The organism is Yoonia sp. 208BN28-4 (assembly GCF_037543925.1).
In the GTDB taxonomy this organism is placed as follows: domain Bacteria; phylum Pseudomonadota; class Alphaproteobacteria; order Rhodobacterales; family Rhodobacteraceae; genus Yoonia.
The window spans coordinates 382,718-397,071 of record NZ_JBBIFY010000002.1 but is presented as its reverse complement, the minus strand read 5'-3'; the positions used below and the strand labels follow the sequence as shown (position 1 = coordinate 397,071).

General features: G+C 59.0%; 15 protein-coding genes. 7 read left to right on the top strand and 8 right to left on the bottom strand.

Annotated elements, in window-relative coordinates; all coding sequences use genetic code 11:
* The first annotated feature begins 68 nt into the window (after window positions 1-68).
* Entirely contained in the window at window positions 69-728 is a 660-nt protein-coding gene (lipB, locus tag V8J84_RS08095; protein ID WP_339929878.1) for a lipoyl(octanoyl) transferase LipB, read from the top strand.
* Here the strand turns inward: lipB and V8J84_RS08090 are convergent, their stop codons facing one another.
* From V8J84_RS08090 to V8J84_RS08080, 3 genes are all read right to left on the bottom strand, one after another.
* Window positions 729-1,940 carry an aminotransferase-like domain-containing protein gene (locus V8J84_RS08090; protein ID WP_339929876.1) on the bottom strand — a complete coding sequence of 404 codons (1,212 nt, stop codon included), beginning with the start codon at window positions 1,938-1,940 and terminating at the stop codon, window positions 729-731.
* A gap of 61 nt (window positions 1,941-2,001) precedes the next feature.
* Complete coding sequence (locus V8J84_RS08085; protein WP_339929874.1) at window positions 2,002-2,445, bottom strand: MarR family winged helix-turn-helix transcriptional regulator; 444 nt, start codon at window positions 2,443-2,445, stop codon at window positions 2,002-2,004.
* Between the two features lie 10 nt (window positions 2,446-2,455).
* Window positions 2,456-3,586 carry an Acg family FMN-binding oxidoreductase gene (locus V8J84_RS08080; RefSeq protein ID WP_339929872.1) on the bottom strand — a complete coding sequence of 377 codons (1,131 nt, stop codon included), beginning with the start codon at window positions 3,584-3,586 and terminating at the stop codon, window positions 2,456-2,458.
* A 224-nt stretch (window positions 3,587-3,810) separates the two neighbouring features.
* On the opposite strand from V8J84_RS08080, the gene ctaD reads away from it, so the two are divergent.
* Window positions 3,811-5,484 (top strand): cytochrome c oxidase subunit I, encoded by a 1,674-nt coding sequence (gene ctaD, locus V8J84_RS08075; protein ID WP_339929870.1) that lies wholly within the window; start codon window positions 3,811-3,813, stop codon window positions 5,482-5,484.
* 55 nt (window positions 5,485-5,539) lie between these two features.
* Here the strand turns inward: ctaD and V8J84_RS08070 are convergent, their stop codons facing one another.
* Window positions 5,540-5,923, bottom strand: coding sequence for a hypothetical protein (locus V8J84_RS08070; RefSeq protein WP_339929868.1), 384 nt, complete (start codon window positions 5,921-5,923; stop codon window positions 5,540-5,542).
* A gap of 78 nt (window positions 5,924-6,001) precedes the next feature.
* On the opposite strand from V8J84_RS08070, the gene V8J84_RS08065 reads away from it, so the two are divergent.
* A complete protein-coding gene (locus V8J84_RS08065; protein ID WP_339929866.1) occupies window positions 6,002-6,526 on the top strand; it encodes a TetR/AcrR family transcriptional regulator in 525 nt (174 codons plus the stop codon).
* 75 nt (window positions 6,527-6,601) lie between these two features.
* A complete protein-coding gene (locus V8J84_RS08060; RefSeq protein ID WP_339929864.1) occupies window positions 6,602-7,090 on the top strand; it encodes a DUF2244 domain-containing protein in 489 nt (162 codons plus the stop codon).
* On the opposite strand, the gene V8J84_RS08055 is transcribed toward V8J84_RS08060, so the two are convergent.
* Together V8J84_RS08055 and V8J84_RS08050 are read right to left on the bottom strand one after the other, a co-directional pair.
* Window positions 7,087-7,257: a DUF3008 family protein gene (locus tag V8J84_RS08055; RefSeq protein WP_339929862.1), complete on the bottom strand. Its 171-nt coding sequence runs from the start codon at window positions 7,255-7,257 to the stop codon at window positions 7,087-7,089. The two genes, V8J84_RS08060 and V8J84_RS08055, sit on opposite strands and share 4 nt — an antisense overlap.
* A gap of 160 nt (window positions 7,258-7,417) precedes the next feature.
* Complete coding sequence (locus tag V8J84_RS08050) at window positions 7,418-7,879, bottom strand: GatB/YqeY domain-containing protein (RefSeq protein ID WP_339929860.1); 462 nt, start codon at window positions 7,877-7,879, stop codon at window positions 7,418-7,420.
* A 202-nt stretch (window positions 7,880-8,081) separates the two neighbouring features.
* Between V8J84_RS08050 and carA the strand changes: the two genes are divergently transcribed.
* Window positions 8,082-9,245, top strand: coding sequence for a glutamine-hydrolyzing carbamoyl-phosphate synthase small subunit (gene carA / locus V8J84_RS08045; RefSeq protein WP_339929858.1), 1,164 nt, complete (start codon window positions 8,082-8,084; stop codon window positions 9,243-9,245).
* Window positions 9,246-9,322: 77 nt separating this feature from the next.
* Window positions 9,323-11,221 carry a glycosyltransferase family 2 protein gene (locus V8J84_RS08040; RefSeq protein ID WP_339929856.1) on the top strand — a complete coding sequence of 633 codons (1,899 nt, stop codon included), beginning with the start codon at window positions 9,323-9,325 and terminating at the stop codon, window positions 11,219-11,221.
* Here the strand turns inward: V8J84_RS08040 and V8J84_RS08035 are convergent.
* Window positions 11,175-11,828: a GntR family transcriptional regulator gene (locus tag V8J84_RS08035; protein WP_339929853.1), complete on the bottom strand. Its 654-nt coding sequence runs from the start codon at window positions 11,826-11,828 to the stop codon at window positions 11,175-11,177. The two genes, V8J84_RS08040 and V8J84_RS08035, sit on opposite strands and share 47 nt — an antisense overlap.
* A 122-nt stretch (window positions 11,829-11,950) precedes the next feature.
* Between V8J84_RS08035 and V8J84_RS08030 the strand changes: the two genes are divergently transcribed.
* Window positions 11,951-13,144, top strand: coding sequence for a UbiH/UbiF family hydroxylase (locus V8J84_RS08030; RefSeq protein WP_339930703.1), 1,194 nt, complete (start codon window positions 11,951-11,953; stop codon window positions 13,142-13,144).
* Here V8J84_RS08030 and V8J84_RS08025 read toward each other — a convergent pair.
* On the bottom strand, window positions 13,141-14,268 hold the full coding sequence (locus V8J84_RS08025; RefSeq protein WP_339929851.1) for an aminotransferase class V-fold PLP-dependent enzyme: 1,128 nt from the start codon (window positions 14,266-14,268) through the stop codon (window positions 13,141-13,143). The two genes, V8J84_RS08030 and V8J84_RS08025, sit on opposite strands and share 4 nt — an antisense overlap.
* Window positions 14,269-14,354: the final 86 nt, after the last annotated feature.

Sequence of the window (14,354 nt, the reverse complement as noted above, 5' to 3'; positions counted from 1 at the left end):
TCAGCACCCGTCTTGCCAGCCTGATTGCGCTGTGGTCTATCCAGTGCGCACTCTGATAAGGCCCTGTCATGACTGTTGAATGGCGCACGTCCAAAGGTTTGACCGACTACACCGTCGCGCTTGCCGAAATGGAAGCCCGCGCCGACGCCATCGCCGCAGGTGAAGCGCATGAGCTGATCTGGCTGTTAGAGCATCCTCCGCTTTATACGTCCGGCACCTCGGCCAAGCGCGAGGACCTGACCGATCCCGACCGTTTTCCGGTGTTCGAGGCGCGGCGCGGCGGGCAATACACCTATCACGGGCCGGGACAGCGGGTGATTTACGTGATGCTCGACGTGGGCAAACGCGGCCGTGACGTGCGCCGCTTTGTGCAAGAACTTGAGGCGTGGGTCATCGCCACGCTTGCCGAGTTCAACGTCGATGGGACGATTCGTGAAGGGCGCGTGGGTGTTTGGGTCAACCGCCCTGACAAACCCTTGATGCCCGATGGATCAGTCGCAGAAGACAAGATCGCCGCAATCGGTATCCGCTTGCGTAAATGGGTGTCTTTTCACGGTATTTCGATCAATGTGGAGCCCGACCTGACACATTTTGACGGCATCGTGCCCTGCGGCATTTCCAATCATGGGGTCACATCGCTCGTCGATTTGGGGCTGCCCGTCACGATGGACGATCTTGATATGGCGTTGAAATCCACGTTCGGGACCGTTTTCAAAACACCTGCCTGATCAGCCAGTCCGCCGCAGCAAAGCGCCCAGCCGTTTGATTCCCTCGGCGATGGTCGCCTCATCGGCGCGGGAAAAGCTCAGCCGGATAGAGTTACGGCCCGACCCGTCGGCAAAGAACGCAGAACCCGGCACAAAGGCGACCCGTTCGCTTTCCAGCGATTGCGCCAAAAGCGCGGCACCGTCCAGGTGATCAGGCAATGTCAGCCAGACAAACATGCCGCCTTCGGGGCGGGTCCACTGCACGTCCTTGGGCATTTCTGCTTCCAAGGCTGCCAGCATCGCATCACGTCGCGCACCATAAACCTTTTTGATCTTTGCCACCTGATCTGCAAACCCGTCGCGCACGATCCGCTCAACCGCGATCTGGTTCAGTGTGGGCGTGTGCAAGTCAGACGCTTGTTTCAGCAGCACCATCTGCGCAATGACCGGCTTTGCCGCCACGACAAATCCGACACGCAGGCCGGGCGCCAAGGTTTTTGAAAAGCTGCCACAATAGATCGTGCGGCACGCCTCGATATCACCTTTGCGCGCGACTTCGAGTGCAAGGATCGGCGGGATGGCCTCCCCGTCAAAGCGGAGCGCCTGATAGGCTGCATCCTCGATCACGGCGATGTCCAGATCATCGGCCAGCGCCAAGATCCGCTCGCGTGCGGCGCGGTCCAGCGTTTCGCCTGTGGGGTTGGCGAAATCGACCGACGCATAAGCCGCCTTCACCTGACCGCCTGCGTCCGTGGCCGCTTGAGCATAGTCACTTGCGGTCCGGTTCCCGAACGGGACCAGCTTGTCATAGGTCGGTTCGTAGGCGTTGAACGCGCCCAATGCGCCCAGGTATGTGGGCCAACCGATCAGCATCGTGTCGCGCGGCGAAATCAGCAATTTCCCCAGATAATCCAGCGCCTGTTGCGACCCTGATGTGATCAGCACGTTGTCCACATCACACGGCACGCCAAGATCCGCCATTTGCACTGCGATCCAGTCGCGCAGCGGTTTGTAGCCTTCGCTAACTGAATATTGCAGCGCCGTATCAGATTGATCTGACGTGAAAATATCCGAAAACGCTGCCTGGAAATCATCTTTGGGAAACAGCGCGGGATCAGGAATGCCACCGGCGAATGATATAATGTCCGGCTGATCCAACAGCTTGAGCAATTCACGAATCTCGGATGCTTTCATCCGGCTATTGCGTGTCGCAAAGACCTGTTGCCAATCCATACGATCCTCCCCTGTTGGGGATATCCTGTGCGGCGACGCGATTTATGTCAACGATTATGACCTATATGTCACGATTATTATCAAGGATCACGCGCAACTTTTGCAGCTCGGTCAGTGCCGCTTCGACATCGACGTCTCGAATAAGCGGAAATAAGTCAGCCATGACCGGCCCCATCCCTGCCACCGCGTCATCGTGGAACGCACGCCCCGCATCGGTTGCAAAGACCAGTTTTGAGCGTTTGTCATCAGGATTGGGGCGCACATCAATCAGCCCAAGCCCGCCCAGCACAGACAGTGTGTTTGTCATCGTGGCTTTCGGCACCTGAAAGGCCGAGGCCAGCGCTTGCGGCGTTTTGCCGTCCCCCAGCCGGATCAGGTTCGACAAGAGCGCAAAATGCGATGGATGCAGCCCGTCAGGCAACCTGCGGGCAAACATCGTGCCTGAAAGCTGCTGAATGATCCCGATCTCGCGGAAAAGGGAAAAAAGCTGCGTTGCCTGATCCATCAAAGCCCCTTCAAGACATCAGTTTTGCCTCCAATGGCCAGCGCGGGCTGACAGGCACTTGCGGACCATAGCCAATCCGCGAGAGCATTTGAACCGTCCCGCCATCGGGCGCAAGCCGCGCATGGGTCTCATCGTAATAAGCTGACATTTCTGGATATTCCTGTAGTGCCTGACTAAGCGGCTGAAAACCGATGCCCTGCGCCGTCGCGGCAAGGTTCATCCGGAGCCAGTCGGCGCCGGTGCGGATTTGATCGGCGCGGGAGTTTGTTGCGCTGACCAGCCAGACATGCCCCATCGCGGTGTCGGTATTGGCCAGAACCGCGTCGATGCCTTGGGTGTACATCGTCGATGACGTGTCCAAAGCGGCCTCTCGCGTCATCAAGCCGAATGTTGTCAGCGTCTGGAACAGCGGGCCGGTAAAGTCGATCCCGTCGGGGTTAGCGTTTACCTCTGCCTTGCCGAAGCGGAACAGGTCCACGCTCTCTTTGTAGATCCGTGGCGTTTCGATCTCGACCAGCAAAGCGTCACGGGTCAGTTGTCGCCAGAACGCAATGTCGTTTTCCGCGATGCTGCCGCCCGCCGGAACCGATTGCGCAGCGGCGATGATGGCCGCCAGCGCCGCATCCGGCACGGTGCGGGTGGTGTCAAACGGCTCTTTCAGGGAGCGTCTATCGTGGTAATGGGCAAAAAGCGGATCAGCGGTGGCAGCACCGTCAAACACCACACGCGCGACAGGCCGACCGTCGAGGGCTGCGGCATCACCACCTTCGGGAAACGGCGTTATCTCAACGGCCTGCCCTTGTTCAGCCGCGGCCATGCGCAACAATTCAAGAAAACAGCCCAGCCCGATCGTGATCTGGCGATTGAACGGATCGGTGTGCGGCAACAGCCGGTCAGGATCGACATGCAAGGTCAGCGCATCATCGCCTTCAAGCTTTGCCATCCACGGCTGACGGTTGTGCGGGTTTGGCGCCAGAATGGCATAGGACAGCGCGTGCAGACGCGGATCGTCATGTCCCTGCCCCGCGTCTGCCCAAGGAGCTATGGCAGCATCAGGAAACCGCTGCGCGTTATAGGCCAATCCGGCTGCGGCCAGCACCACACCACCGCCCACCAATTTGAGAAATCCACGTCGTTCCATTGTCACATCTCCATATAGTTCGATGTCGAACATATATTGTTTGATATCGAACTAAGTCAAGCACTTTGACAATGCCCCTTTGATGCGGCTGCGCCAATTTTACCCACCCGTGACGGGGCATCCTTTATTGCTTGTATAAGAACAAGTGACTAGAACGGGGCCAAACGCGGGGTGCAGTGCGATTCACGCCCCCGTTCCGAGTAGCCAAACCGAGGGAGAGCCACATGGCAGACGCCGCCATTCACGGCCAAGACCATCATGACGAACGCGGGTTCTTTACCCGCTGGTTCATGTCCACCAACCACAAAGATATCGGCATCCTCTACTTGTTTGTAGCCGGTGCACTGGGTTTCGTCTCAGTTGCCTTCACCGTCTACATGCGTCTAGAGCTGATGAACCCCGGTGTGCAGTACATGTGCCTTGAAGGCGCACGTTTCATTGCTGACGCCGGTGCCGAATGTACGCCAAACGGCCACCTTTGGAACGTGATGATCACCTATCACGGCGTTCTGATGATGTTCTTCGTCGTCATTCCCGCCCTGTTCGGTGGTTTTGGTAACTATTTCATGCCTTTGCAGATCGGCGCGCCGGATATGGCGTTCCCACGGATGAACAACCTGTCGTTCTGGATGTATGTGGCCGGCTCCTCGCTGGGTGTTGCATCCATGCTGGCGCCAGGTGGCAACGGTCAGCTTGGCTCCGGTGTGGGTTGGGTGCTTTATCCGCCGCTCTCCACGTCCGAGGCTGGCATGTCGATGGACCTTGCGATCTTTGCGGTGCACCTGTCGGGTGCCTCGTCGATCCTTGGTGCGATCAACATGATCACAACCTTCCTGAACATGCGCGCCCCCGGCATGACGCTGCACAAGGTGCCGCTGTTCTCGTGGTCGATCTTTGTGACTGCTTGGTTGATCCTGCTCGCCCTGCCCGTTCTGGCCGGTGCGATCACGATGCTGCTGACAGACCGCAACTTTGGCACCACGTTCTTCCAGCCTGAAGGCGGCGGTGACCCGATCCTTTACCAGCACATCCTGTGGTTCTTCGGTCACCCCGAAGTGTACATCATCATTGTGCCGGGCTTTGGTATCGTGAGCCACGTCATCGCGACGTTCTCCAAAAAGCCGATCTTTGGCTACCTGCCAATGGTCTACGCGATGGTCGCCATCGGTGCATTGGGCTTCGTCGTTTGGGCGCACCACATGTACACCGTGGGTATGTCGCTGACCCAGCAGTCCTACTTCATGTTGGCCACGATGGTGATCGCCGTGCCGACGGGTGTGAAGATCTTCAGCTGGATCGCCACTATGTGGGGCGGCTCGGTCGAGTTCAAAACACCGATGCTGTGGGCGATGGGCTTCTTGTTCCTGTTCACCGTGGGTGGTGTGACCGGCATCGTGCTCTCTCAGGCCGGTGTGGACCGCGCATATCACGACACATACTACGTTGTGGCGCACTTCCACTACGTGATGTCGCTGGGAGCTGTGTTCTGTATCTTTGCGGGTATCTACTTCTACCTGCCAAAGATGTCGGGCAAGATGTACCCCGAGTGGGCTGGTAAGCTGCACTTCTGGATGATGTTCATCGGTGCGAACATTACATTCTTCCCACAGCACTTCCTGGGTCGTCAGGGTATGCCACGCCGCTACATCGACTACCCAGAGGCATTTGCCTACTGGAACTACGTCAGCAGCTGGGGCGCCTTCCTGTCCTTCGCCAGCTTCGTGTTCTTCATCGGTGTATTGTTCTACACCCTCTTCGCTGGTCGCCGCGTGACCGAGGCGAACCCGTGGAACGAGTATGCCGACACGCTGGAGTGGACACTGCCGTCCCCACCGCCAGAGCACACATTCGAGCAGCTGCCAAAGCAGTCCGATTGGGACAAGCAACACGCGCACTAAGGCGCTGCGACACGACATTAAAAAGGCCCCGCCACTCCGGCGGGGCCTTTTTTGTTCAGGCTCTGCGACTATCCGCGATCATCCCTACAATCAGCAGCGCACCAACCCCAAACAGGATGGTGCCCCCTGCAAATCCCGTATGAAGTCCGATGTCGCCGTAGATCCAAGGCGCAAATGACAGGGCGATCCCGTCGATGACTGTGGCTGTCGCCGTGAATACCGCGATGGGCGCAAGCATCCCTGCGCTCTGTTGGTCATCCAGCATCATCTCGGCAATGCGCACCGTTGGCCACGCGATCACCGCAGCGATGACAAGCATCGCCAAATGCAGTAGGGCCTGATTAAACATATGCGGCCCAAGCCCCCGGATAATCATCGCCGCAACAAACCAACCTGCAACGCCATAGGCCACCATGCGACCTGTTTCTGATTTTGTCATACCGCGCTCCTCTCATATATGTAGCACCCGCTACACATATCAAAACGTAGCGACCGCTACAAGTGTGGGGATTTCAACATGGCATTGACCACAGACGCGCTGTTGCAAAGCCTGTCGGACCATGTGCTGGCACACGGGCTGCAAACGGCCAGCCTGCGCCCGCTGGCCAAAGCTGCGGGCACAAGCGACCGGATGCTGATCTATCACTTCGGCTCGAAGGAGGCTTTGGTCGACGATGTCCTGCACTATATCGCCGATCGCATGGCCCACGACCTGACGGCGCTTTTGACCGACCAGCGATCACGATCGGCTGGCGCATTGCTTGAGAATTTGTGGCAAGCCGCCCAGTCCGAAACGATGCGCCCGACCATGCGGATCTGGCTGGAACTGGTCGCCATCGCATCCCGCGAGGGCGGCGCCAAGGCAAATGTCGCGGACCAGATTGTCACAGGATTTCTGGATTGGACTGCAGCACACCTGACCGATCCCGAAGATGCCCCGTTTGTTCTGACCCAGTTCGAAGGGCTACTGGTTTTGCAAGAAGCGGGCCACGCGGCAACTGCCGCAACCGGGCTGAAACGTCTGCGCGAGAAACTGGGTTAGGTCGTAGTCCTTGCGGCTACCACAATGACAGTCCGTCGCATGGAAAACGTAACGCCACCGCGCTAACTCTTTCGCATGCCCTACGAATGGTCCCCCGCCCCGCCGCATGACACGCCTGATTGGCAGCTGAGCCTCTGGCCGTACAGATCGCTGCTGCGTAAGGATTTCGTCATCTTCATGGGGGCCACCGTGGCCTTGATCGCATTGCCATTGCTGGCGGTCATCGGATCGCCCGTATTGTGGGGGCTTTTGCCATTTTTCGCGCTGGCCCTCTGGGGAGTCTGGTTTGCCCTAGGCGTCAGCTACAAACGCGGCGAGGTATTGGAAGAACTGACCGTCACCGCAGACACGGCCCATCTGACCCGCCACAACCCCAAAGGCCCCGCGCAAGAGTGGGAGGCAAACCGCTATTGGGTCACGGTACACTTGCACCCTAAAGACGGACCGGTGGAGAATTACATCACACTGCGCGGTGGCGACCGCGAAGTGGAATTGGGCCGGTTTCTGGACGCGGCTGAACGGTTGGCCCTCTACGACGAACTGAAGGCCGCGCTGCATCCCTAATCGATTTCGTCGTGTGACGTGCTTGCCATCTCTTCCAGCTCGTCCTCGGACATGCTGTCGTACATATCCTTGGATGCGCCCTCAAGCTCGCTGACATTGGTGTCACCGCGCTTGGCTGACAGGGCTGCGCCTGCGGCCTGTTGTTGGGCTTTGGATTGCGCTTTCATCGGTGTGCTCCCTGATTGTTACGTCTGGCCCAACAGCAAAAGCGCGGCTGACGTTCCATCAGCCGCGCTTCTTTGTGTCTTACCTGCCGAATGTACGCTTGCCGCAATGATGCGGGACGGCGGGAGGGGCGTCGCGGCACGCGCGCGCCAGACCGGCGGCTTATCCCAAACGGTTCTTCACCATCGGGCCGACCTTACCGAAATCCATCTGGCCGGTATATTTGCCTTTCAGCGCGCCCATGACCTTACCCATGTCGCGGATGCTGTCAGCACCCACATCGGCAATCGCCGCATCAACGGCTTTTTCGGTTTCCTCGGCCGTCAACTGCTTTGGCAGAAACTCCTCGATGATCTTGATCTCGGCCAGTTCCTTTTCCGCCAGTTCAAGACGCCCGCCCTCTTCGTAGGCGCGTGCGCTTTCCTGACGTTGCTTGACCATCCGTCCCAGAATGGCCAGCACGTCACTGTTTTCGCAGCCTTTTGCCTCATCCTCGGTGCCGCGCAGTGCAATATCGCGATCCTTGATGGCGGCATTGATCAGGCGCAGCGTCGACAGACGGTCTGCTTCCTTGGCCTTCATTGCGTCTTTCAGGGCCGCATTGACCCGGTCGCGCATGTCCATGAATTTCCCCGTTCATGACCTCATATCAGGCGGGCACCATAGTGTGCCGCACCAAGGCTGACAACACACGACAACGCCACGTCAATTCCCTTGTTTGCAAGGCCACGCTGCTGTGCTGTTCTGGCCTTGACCCGCCTGCCCACGCCCCCTAAAAGCGGCACAATTTGCCACAATTCATCAGTCTTTTGGGGGACATCGCGCCATGCCAACCAGCACTGCCAAACCGACCGCCTGCCTCGCACTCGCCGACGGCACCGTATTTTATGGCCGCGGGTTCGGCGCCAAAGGGCAGACCACTGCCGAGCTGTGTTTCAACACCGCCATGACCGGCTATCAGGAGATCATGACGGACCCGTCCTATGCGGGTCAGGTTGTAACCTTTACTTTCCCGCACATCGGCAACACCGGCGTGAACCCCGAGGATGACGAAACCGCTGATCCGGTGGCTGCCGGTATGGTCGTCAAATGGGATCCGACAGCACCGTCCAACTGGCGCGCCACGCAAGAGCTTGGCCCATGGCTGGAAAAGCGGGGCCGGATCGGTATGGGGGGTGTTGATACCCGCCGCCTGACCCGCGCCATTCGCCAGCAAGGTGCGCCGCATGTGGCATTGGCCCATGACCCCGACGGCAACTTTGACGTGGCCGCACTGGTCGAAGCAGCACGCGCCTTTTCTGGTCTTGAAGGGCTTGATCTTGCCCGCGAGGTCAGCTGCACCCAATCCTATCACTGGAACGAGATGCGGTGGGCCTGGCCCGAAGGCTACAAGCCCCAGACGGCCCCGCGTCACAAGGTCGTGGCGATTGATTATGGTGCAAAGCGGAACATCCTGCGGTGTCTGGCCTCTGCGGGATGCGACGTGACCGTCCTGCCCGCCACGGCCACGACCGAGGATGTGATGGCCCTGAACCCTGATGGCGTTTTCCTGTCCAATGGTCCCGGTGATCCGGCGGCAACCGGTGCTTATGCGGTGCCCATGATCAAAGGTGTGCTGGAAACGGATACCCCTGTTTTCGGCATTTGTCTGGGACACCAGATGCTGGCGCTGGCGGTTGGTGCCAAGACGATCAAGATGAACCACGGTCACCACGGCGCAAACCACCCTGTCAAAGACAACGACACGGGCCGCGTTGAGATCACGTCCATGAACCACGGTTTCACAGTTGATAGCCAGTCGCTACCTGACAACGTGGTTGAGACGCATGTGTCGCTGTTTGACGGGTCCAACTGCGGCATCCGTCTGGCGGACAGACCGGTGTTTTCGGTGCAATACCACCCCGAGGCATCGCCCGGCCCGCAAGACAGCTACTACCTGTTTGAGCGCTTTGCGGACGCGATGGCAGAGCGGGCCTTGCAAAAGGCCTGATTGCGGGCCTGTTTGGTCTGATTAACCATTTGTTTACGGCTTAACGGCATCTTAACCCTGACTATCAGGAGTTAAGAATGCCGCCCCCGCCGTATTCGGTGATTGCGCCCCCTGCCGAACCGCATGTCCCGGACTGGTCTGACCGACTGGTCGCAGGCAAGCTGATCGCCCCAAAAGAAATGCGTGCCGCACGCAGTGATGCGGCAACGGCTGGCCTTGATCTGGCGGACACACTGCCCGTTGCTCTGGGTGTGTCGCCGCTCAGCGTGACCAACGCCATGGCCGACCAGTTCGGCGTGCCGATCGTCGATCTCCAGCAGCATCCCGCAGACGTTTCATTAATTGCCGGTTGGGGGCCGCATCACTGTCTGCATTACGGTGTGATCCCGTGGCGGCGTGCAGGCGCTTGCACCATTATCCTAACAACACGCCCTGACCAGTTTGACCGGCTGCGTCCGTTTCTTGAATCGCATTTCGGCCCCGTCCGTATGGCACTGACCACAGGCAAGGCGCTAACCACAGCAATTACATCACAATTTCAACGCACACTGGTTCATCGTGCCGAAACCCGTGTCGCCCAGAAATGGAGCTGCCGTGACCTGAACCCGCGCCGCACTGCACTTGCAGGCTTTGTCGTGATGGCCCTGCTCGGTCTTTGCCTCAGCCTTTCGACGCTGGCGACATTCGCAGTGCTGACCGTCATCGCGCTGACCGTGCTTGTCGCGCAGACGATCCTGAAACTGGCCTGCATGGGGCTTGCTTTGCGGTCGCCCCCGCCCCCACAGAACCCTGTCGTACTTGCCCATTTGCCGACGATCACGATGCTGGTGCCGCTATTCAAGGAAAACGAGATTGCGGACCATCTGATCACGCGCCTGTGCGATCTTGATTACCCACACGAAAATCTGGACCTCTGCCTCGTGCTTGAAGCCTCTGACAGCACGACACGCGCGGCGCTTAGCCGGACAAACCTGCCGCCATGGATTCGCGCGATCACGGTGCCCGAGGGAAGCCTGCAAACCAAACCGCGAGCGCTGAATTACGCGCTAGATTTCGCCCGCGGGTCAATCATCGGCATATGGGACGCAGAGGACGCGCCAGACCCCGACCAACTGCGCAAGGTCGCCACGCGCTTTGCCAATCGCGGCCCTCAGGTGGCTTGTTTGCAAGGAGTCCTTGATTACTACAACGCACCCGTCAATTGGCTTACCCGTTGTTTCACGTTAGAATATGCAAGCTGGTTTCGCGTGATGCTCCCGGGGCTCGCGCGTATGGGGCTGGTGGTGCCGTTGGGCGGAACGACACTCTTTTTTCGGCGCGACATCATCGAAAAACTGGGCGGTTGGGACGCGCATAACGTCACCGAGGACGCCGATTTGGGCATCCGTCTGGTCCGACAAGGCTACACAACCGAGCTGCTGGATACGACAACCGGTGAAGAGGCGAATGGCCGCGCTTGGCCATGGGTGAAACAGCGCAGCCGCTGGATTAAGGGTTATGCCGTCACCTATGGCGTTCACATGCGCGATCCTGTCCGCCTCTACCGTGATCTGGGCTTTAAACGCTTCATCGGGTTTCAGGTGCAGTTTCTGGGCGCGTTGCTTAGCTTTGTACTGGCACCGCTGTTGCTGTCGTTCTGGATGGTGCCATTGGGATTGCCACATCCGATGTCTGACGTTCTCACCGGTCCGCTGATCTGGACGCTGGCGGGTGTATTTGCCTTGTCCGAAGTGACCAATCTGGCCGCTGCTGCAATCGGGGTGAAAGCCGCTGCAAAAACGTGGCTGATCCCTTGGGCGATCAGCCTGCACATCTATTTTCCATTGGCTGCGGTTGCGGCTTACAAGGGTATTCTGGAGTTGGCATGGAAGCCGTTTTATTGGGACAAAACCACCCACGGTGTCTTGCCTGCCAAAGACGATTGTGACGCTAGTCCGCAGCCTCAACAGCCTGTGCGTCAAGCTTCAACCGCGTGACGTAAGCCTTTGAAATGTGGGTGCGAAGTGCTGTGTCAGCCGCATCACCCTGCCCGTTTTCAATTGCTTCGACAATCTTGGCGTGCTCTTCCAACGTATCCGCGCTGCGCCCTTCGGCGGCAATTGATGTTGTCGCCAAAAGCGCCATGGACCGATGCACCAGATCAAGCTGCTGAACCAGAAACCGGTTGTGACTGGCAAGGTGAATTTGCTTATGAAATCGCTTGTTGGCACGGCTCAACGCTTGGGGATCATTGACTAACTCCTGATCCGCTTCAAGCATATCGCGCAGCACCTTCACTTCTTCGGGTGTCGCGTGGCTCGCGGCAAGGCGTGCAGCCAGGCCCTCAAGCTCGCCACGCACCACATACAGCTCGGACATTTGTGTATGATCAAGCGACGCCACGATCAGCGACCGCCCGTCACGGGTCAGCAGGTTTTGCGTTTCCAGCCGCTGCAATGCCTCGCGGATCGGAGTGCGCGACACGCCAAAGCGGTCGGCCAGTTCGGATTCCACCAAGCGGCTGCCCGGAATGTAGATATGGCTGTCGATCGCCTCAAGGATCATGGCGTAGGCGTCTTTGGGCGGACCCTTGGTATCGTACATTGTAAAAACCTAAGCTGTTGGTTGTCCCGACCCTAGCGACCACGGACCGCGCAGGCAATCGCAGGCCCGCTTTGATGTCGCATCCCCTTTCCCAGCTGCGCGCGGCGGCCTATGTCTGGGATATGACACGCAAAACAACAGATATCGTGATTGCCGGCGGCGGTGTCGCCGGACTGACAGCAGCTGCAGCTTTTGGCACCGCGGGCTTTGACGTGGTCATCGTCGACCCTGCCCCGCCGATTACAGATCAGGCCACAGATGGTGCTGATTTGCGCACAACGGCATTCTTGCAGCCCGCCCGCGATTTTCTTGACCGCGCGGGCATCTGGGACCGCCTCAAAGAACATGCAACGCCGCTGCAAGTGATGCGGATCGCGGATGTCTCGGGCGACGATGGCGAAGCACGGGTCACAACGGATTTTGACGCCAGCGATATTTCAGATCTGCCGTTCGGGTGGAATCTGCCAAACTGGCTGTTGCGCCGCGAGATGGTGGCCCGCCTGAACGACCTGCCAAATGTCGATTTCCGCACTGGCACCGGTTTCAAATCCATGCTTGCGCGTGAGGAAGAAGTGCTTGTGCAGCTAACGGACGGCAACAGCCTGCGCGCGAAACTGGTGATTGGTGCAGATGGTCGGAACTCTTCCGTCCGGCAGGCGGCGGGGATCGGCGCACAAACGACGCGCTATGGGCAAAAGGCCGTGACCTTTGCCGTGACGCACGACGCACCACACCACAACGTGTCCACCGAAATTCATCGCTCTGGCGGTCCGTTCACGCTGGTGCCTTTGCCCGACCATGACGGCAAGCCCTGCTCTGCCGTGGTCTGGATGGAGCAGGCTGCCGAAGCAAACCGCCTGGCGGCCCTCCCTGATGCTGCGTTCGAGGCTGTCGCAACAGAACGCTCTGCCAACCTGTACGGACCGCTGACACTTGCCACGCGCCGGATGGCTTGGCCGATCATCAGCCAGATTGCAGACAGTCTAACCGCCCCACGCACCGCACTGGTGGCAGAGGCGGCACACGTCATGCCGCCCATCGGGGCGCAGGGGCTGAATATGTCGCTGACCGATCTGGCGACATTGCTGGACCTGTCCCAGACGCACCCGCTTGGCAGCAGGGACATGCTGGCGACCTACGAAAAGGCGCGGCACAACGACATCAAGCTGCGGGTCACAGGGATTGATGCCCTGAACCGCGCGTCTATGATCGGATCACCGCTGTTACAGGATCTGCGGGTCGCGGGGATCAAGGCGCTGCACGGGGCAACGCCTGTGCGCAAGACACTAATGAAAATGGGATTGGGTGCCTCTTAAAGCACCCGATCCAATACCGGCACCAGACGTCCCAAGGTGCCGTCAACATCATAGAGCTTATCAAGCCCGAACAGCCCAAGCCGGAAGGTGCGGAAATCGTCAGGCTCGTCGCATTGTAGCGGCACACCGGCGGCGATCTGCATACCTTCGGCCTTGAATTTGCTGCCGTTCTGGATGTCAGGGTCGTCGGTGTAGCTGACAATCACGCCCGGCGCGCCAAAGCCGTCAGCCGCTACGGACTGCACTCCCATTTCCGCAAGTTTTGTGCGCACAGCATTGCCTAGCGCCCACTGCGCGTCCTTCAGTTTCTCAAAGCCAAAATCGCGGGTTTCCAGCATCGTGTCACGGAAGGCCCGCAGACCATCAGTTGGCATCGTGGCGTGATAGGCGTGCCCGCCACCCTCGTAGGTCGCCATGATGCTGTGCCACTTTTTGAGATCAATCGTGAAACTGTCCGAATTGGTCGCCGCCATCCGCTCAGCCGCGCGATCAGACATCATCACAAGGCCCGCGCTTGGCGTGGCCGACCAGCCTTTTTGCGGGGCCGAGATCAGCACGTCCACGCCCGTCGCCTTCATGTCGACCCAGACACAGCCGGATGCGATGCAATCCAGCACCATGATCGCGCCGACTTCATGAGCGGCATCCGCCAATGCTGTGATGTAGTCGTCAGGCAGAATGATTCCTGCGGATGTTTCGACGTGCGGGGCAAAGACCACGTCGGGCTTCGCCTCGCGGATCGCTGCTGTCACCTCGTCAATCGGTGCAGGTGCAAAGGGTGCACGCGTGTCGTTGCCTGCTTGGCGGGCCTTCAGGACAGTCGTTTTCGCGGTGAAATTACCTGCCTCGAAAATCTGGCTCCAGCGGTAGGAGAACCAGCCGTTGCGCACCACAAATGCATGCGCGCCGCCGCCAAACTGTCGTGCGACAGCTTCCATCGCGTAGGTGCCGCCGCCGGGCACGATGGCCACGTGGCCGGCTGCATACACCTCTTTGAGCATCCCCGAGATGTCTTTCATCACATCCTGAAACGCCGCCGACATGCTGTTCAGTGACCGGTCAGTAAAGACGACCGAAAATTCCATCAACCCGTCAGGGTCCACTGCTGATACTGCGTTGTCCATGCTGTCCTCCATCGTGGGCTATGACGGGGCTACGGCTTCGGTCCTGAAAAGGCAAAGTCTATCTGGGTATACAGAGCGTCCGAAAT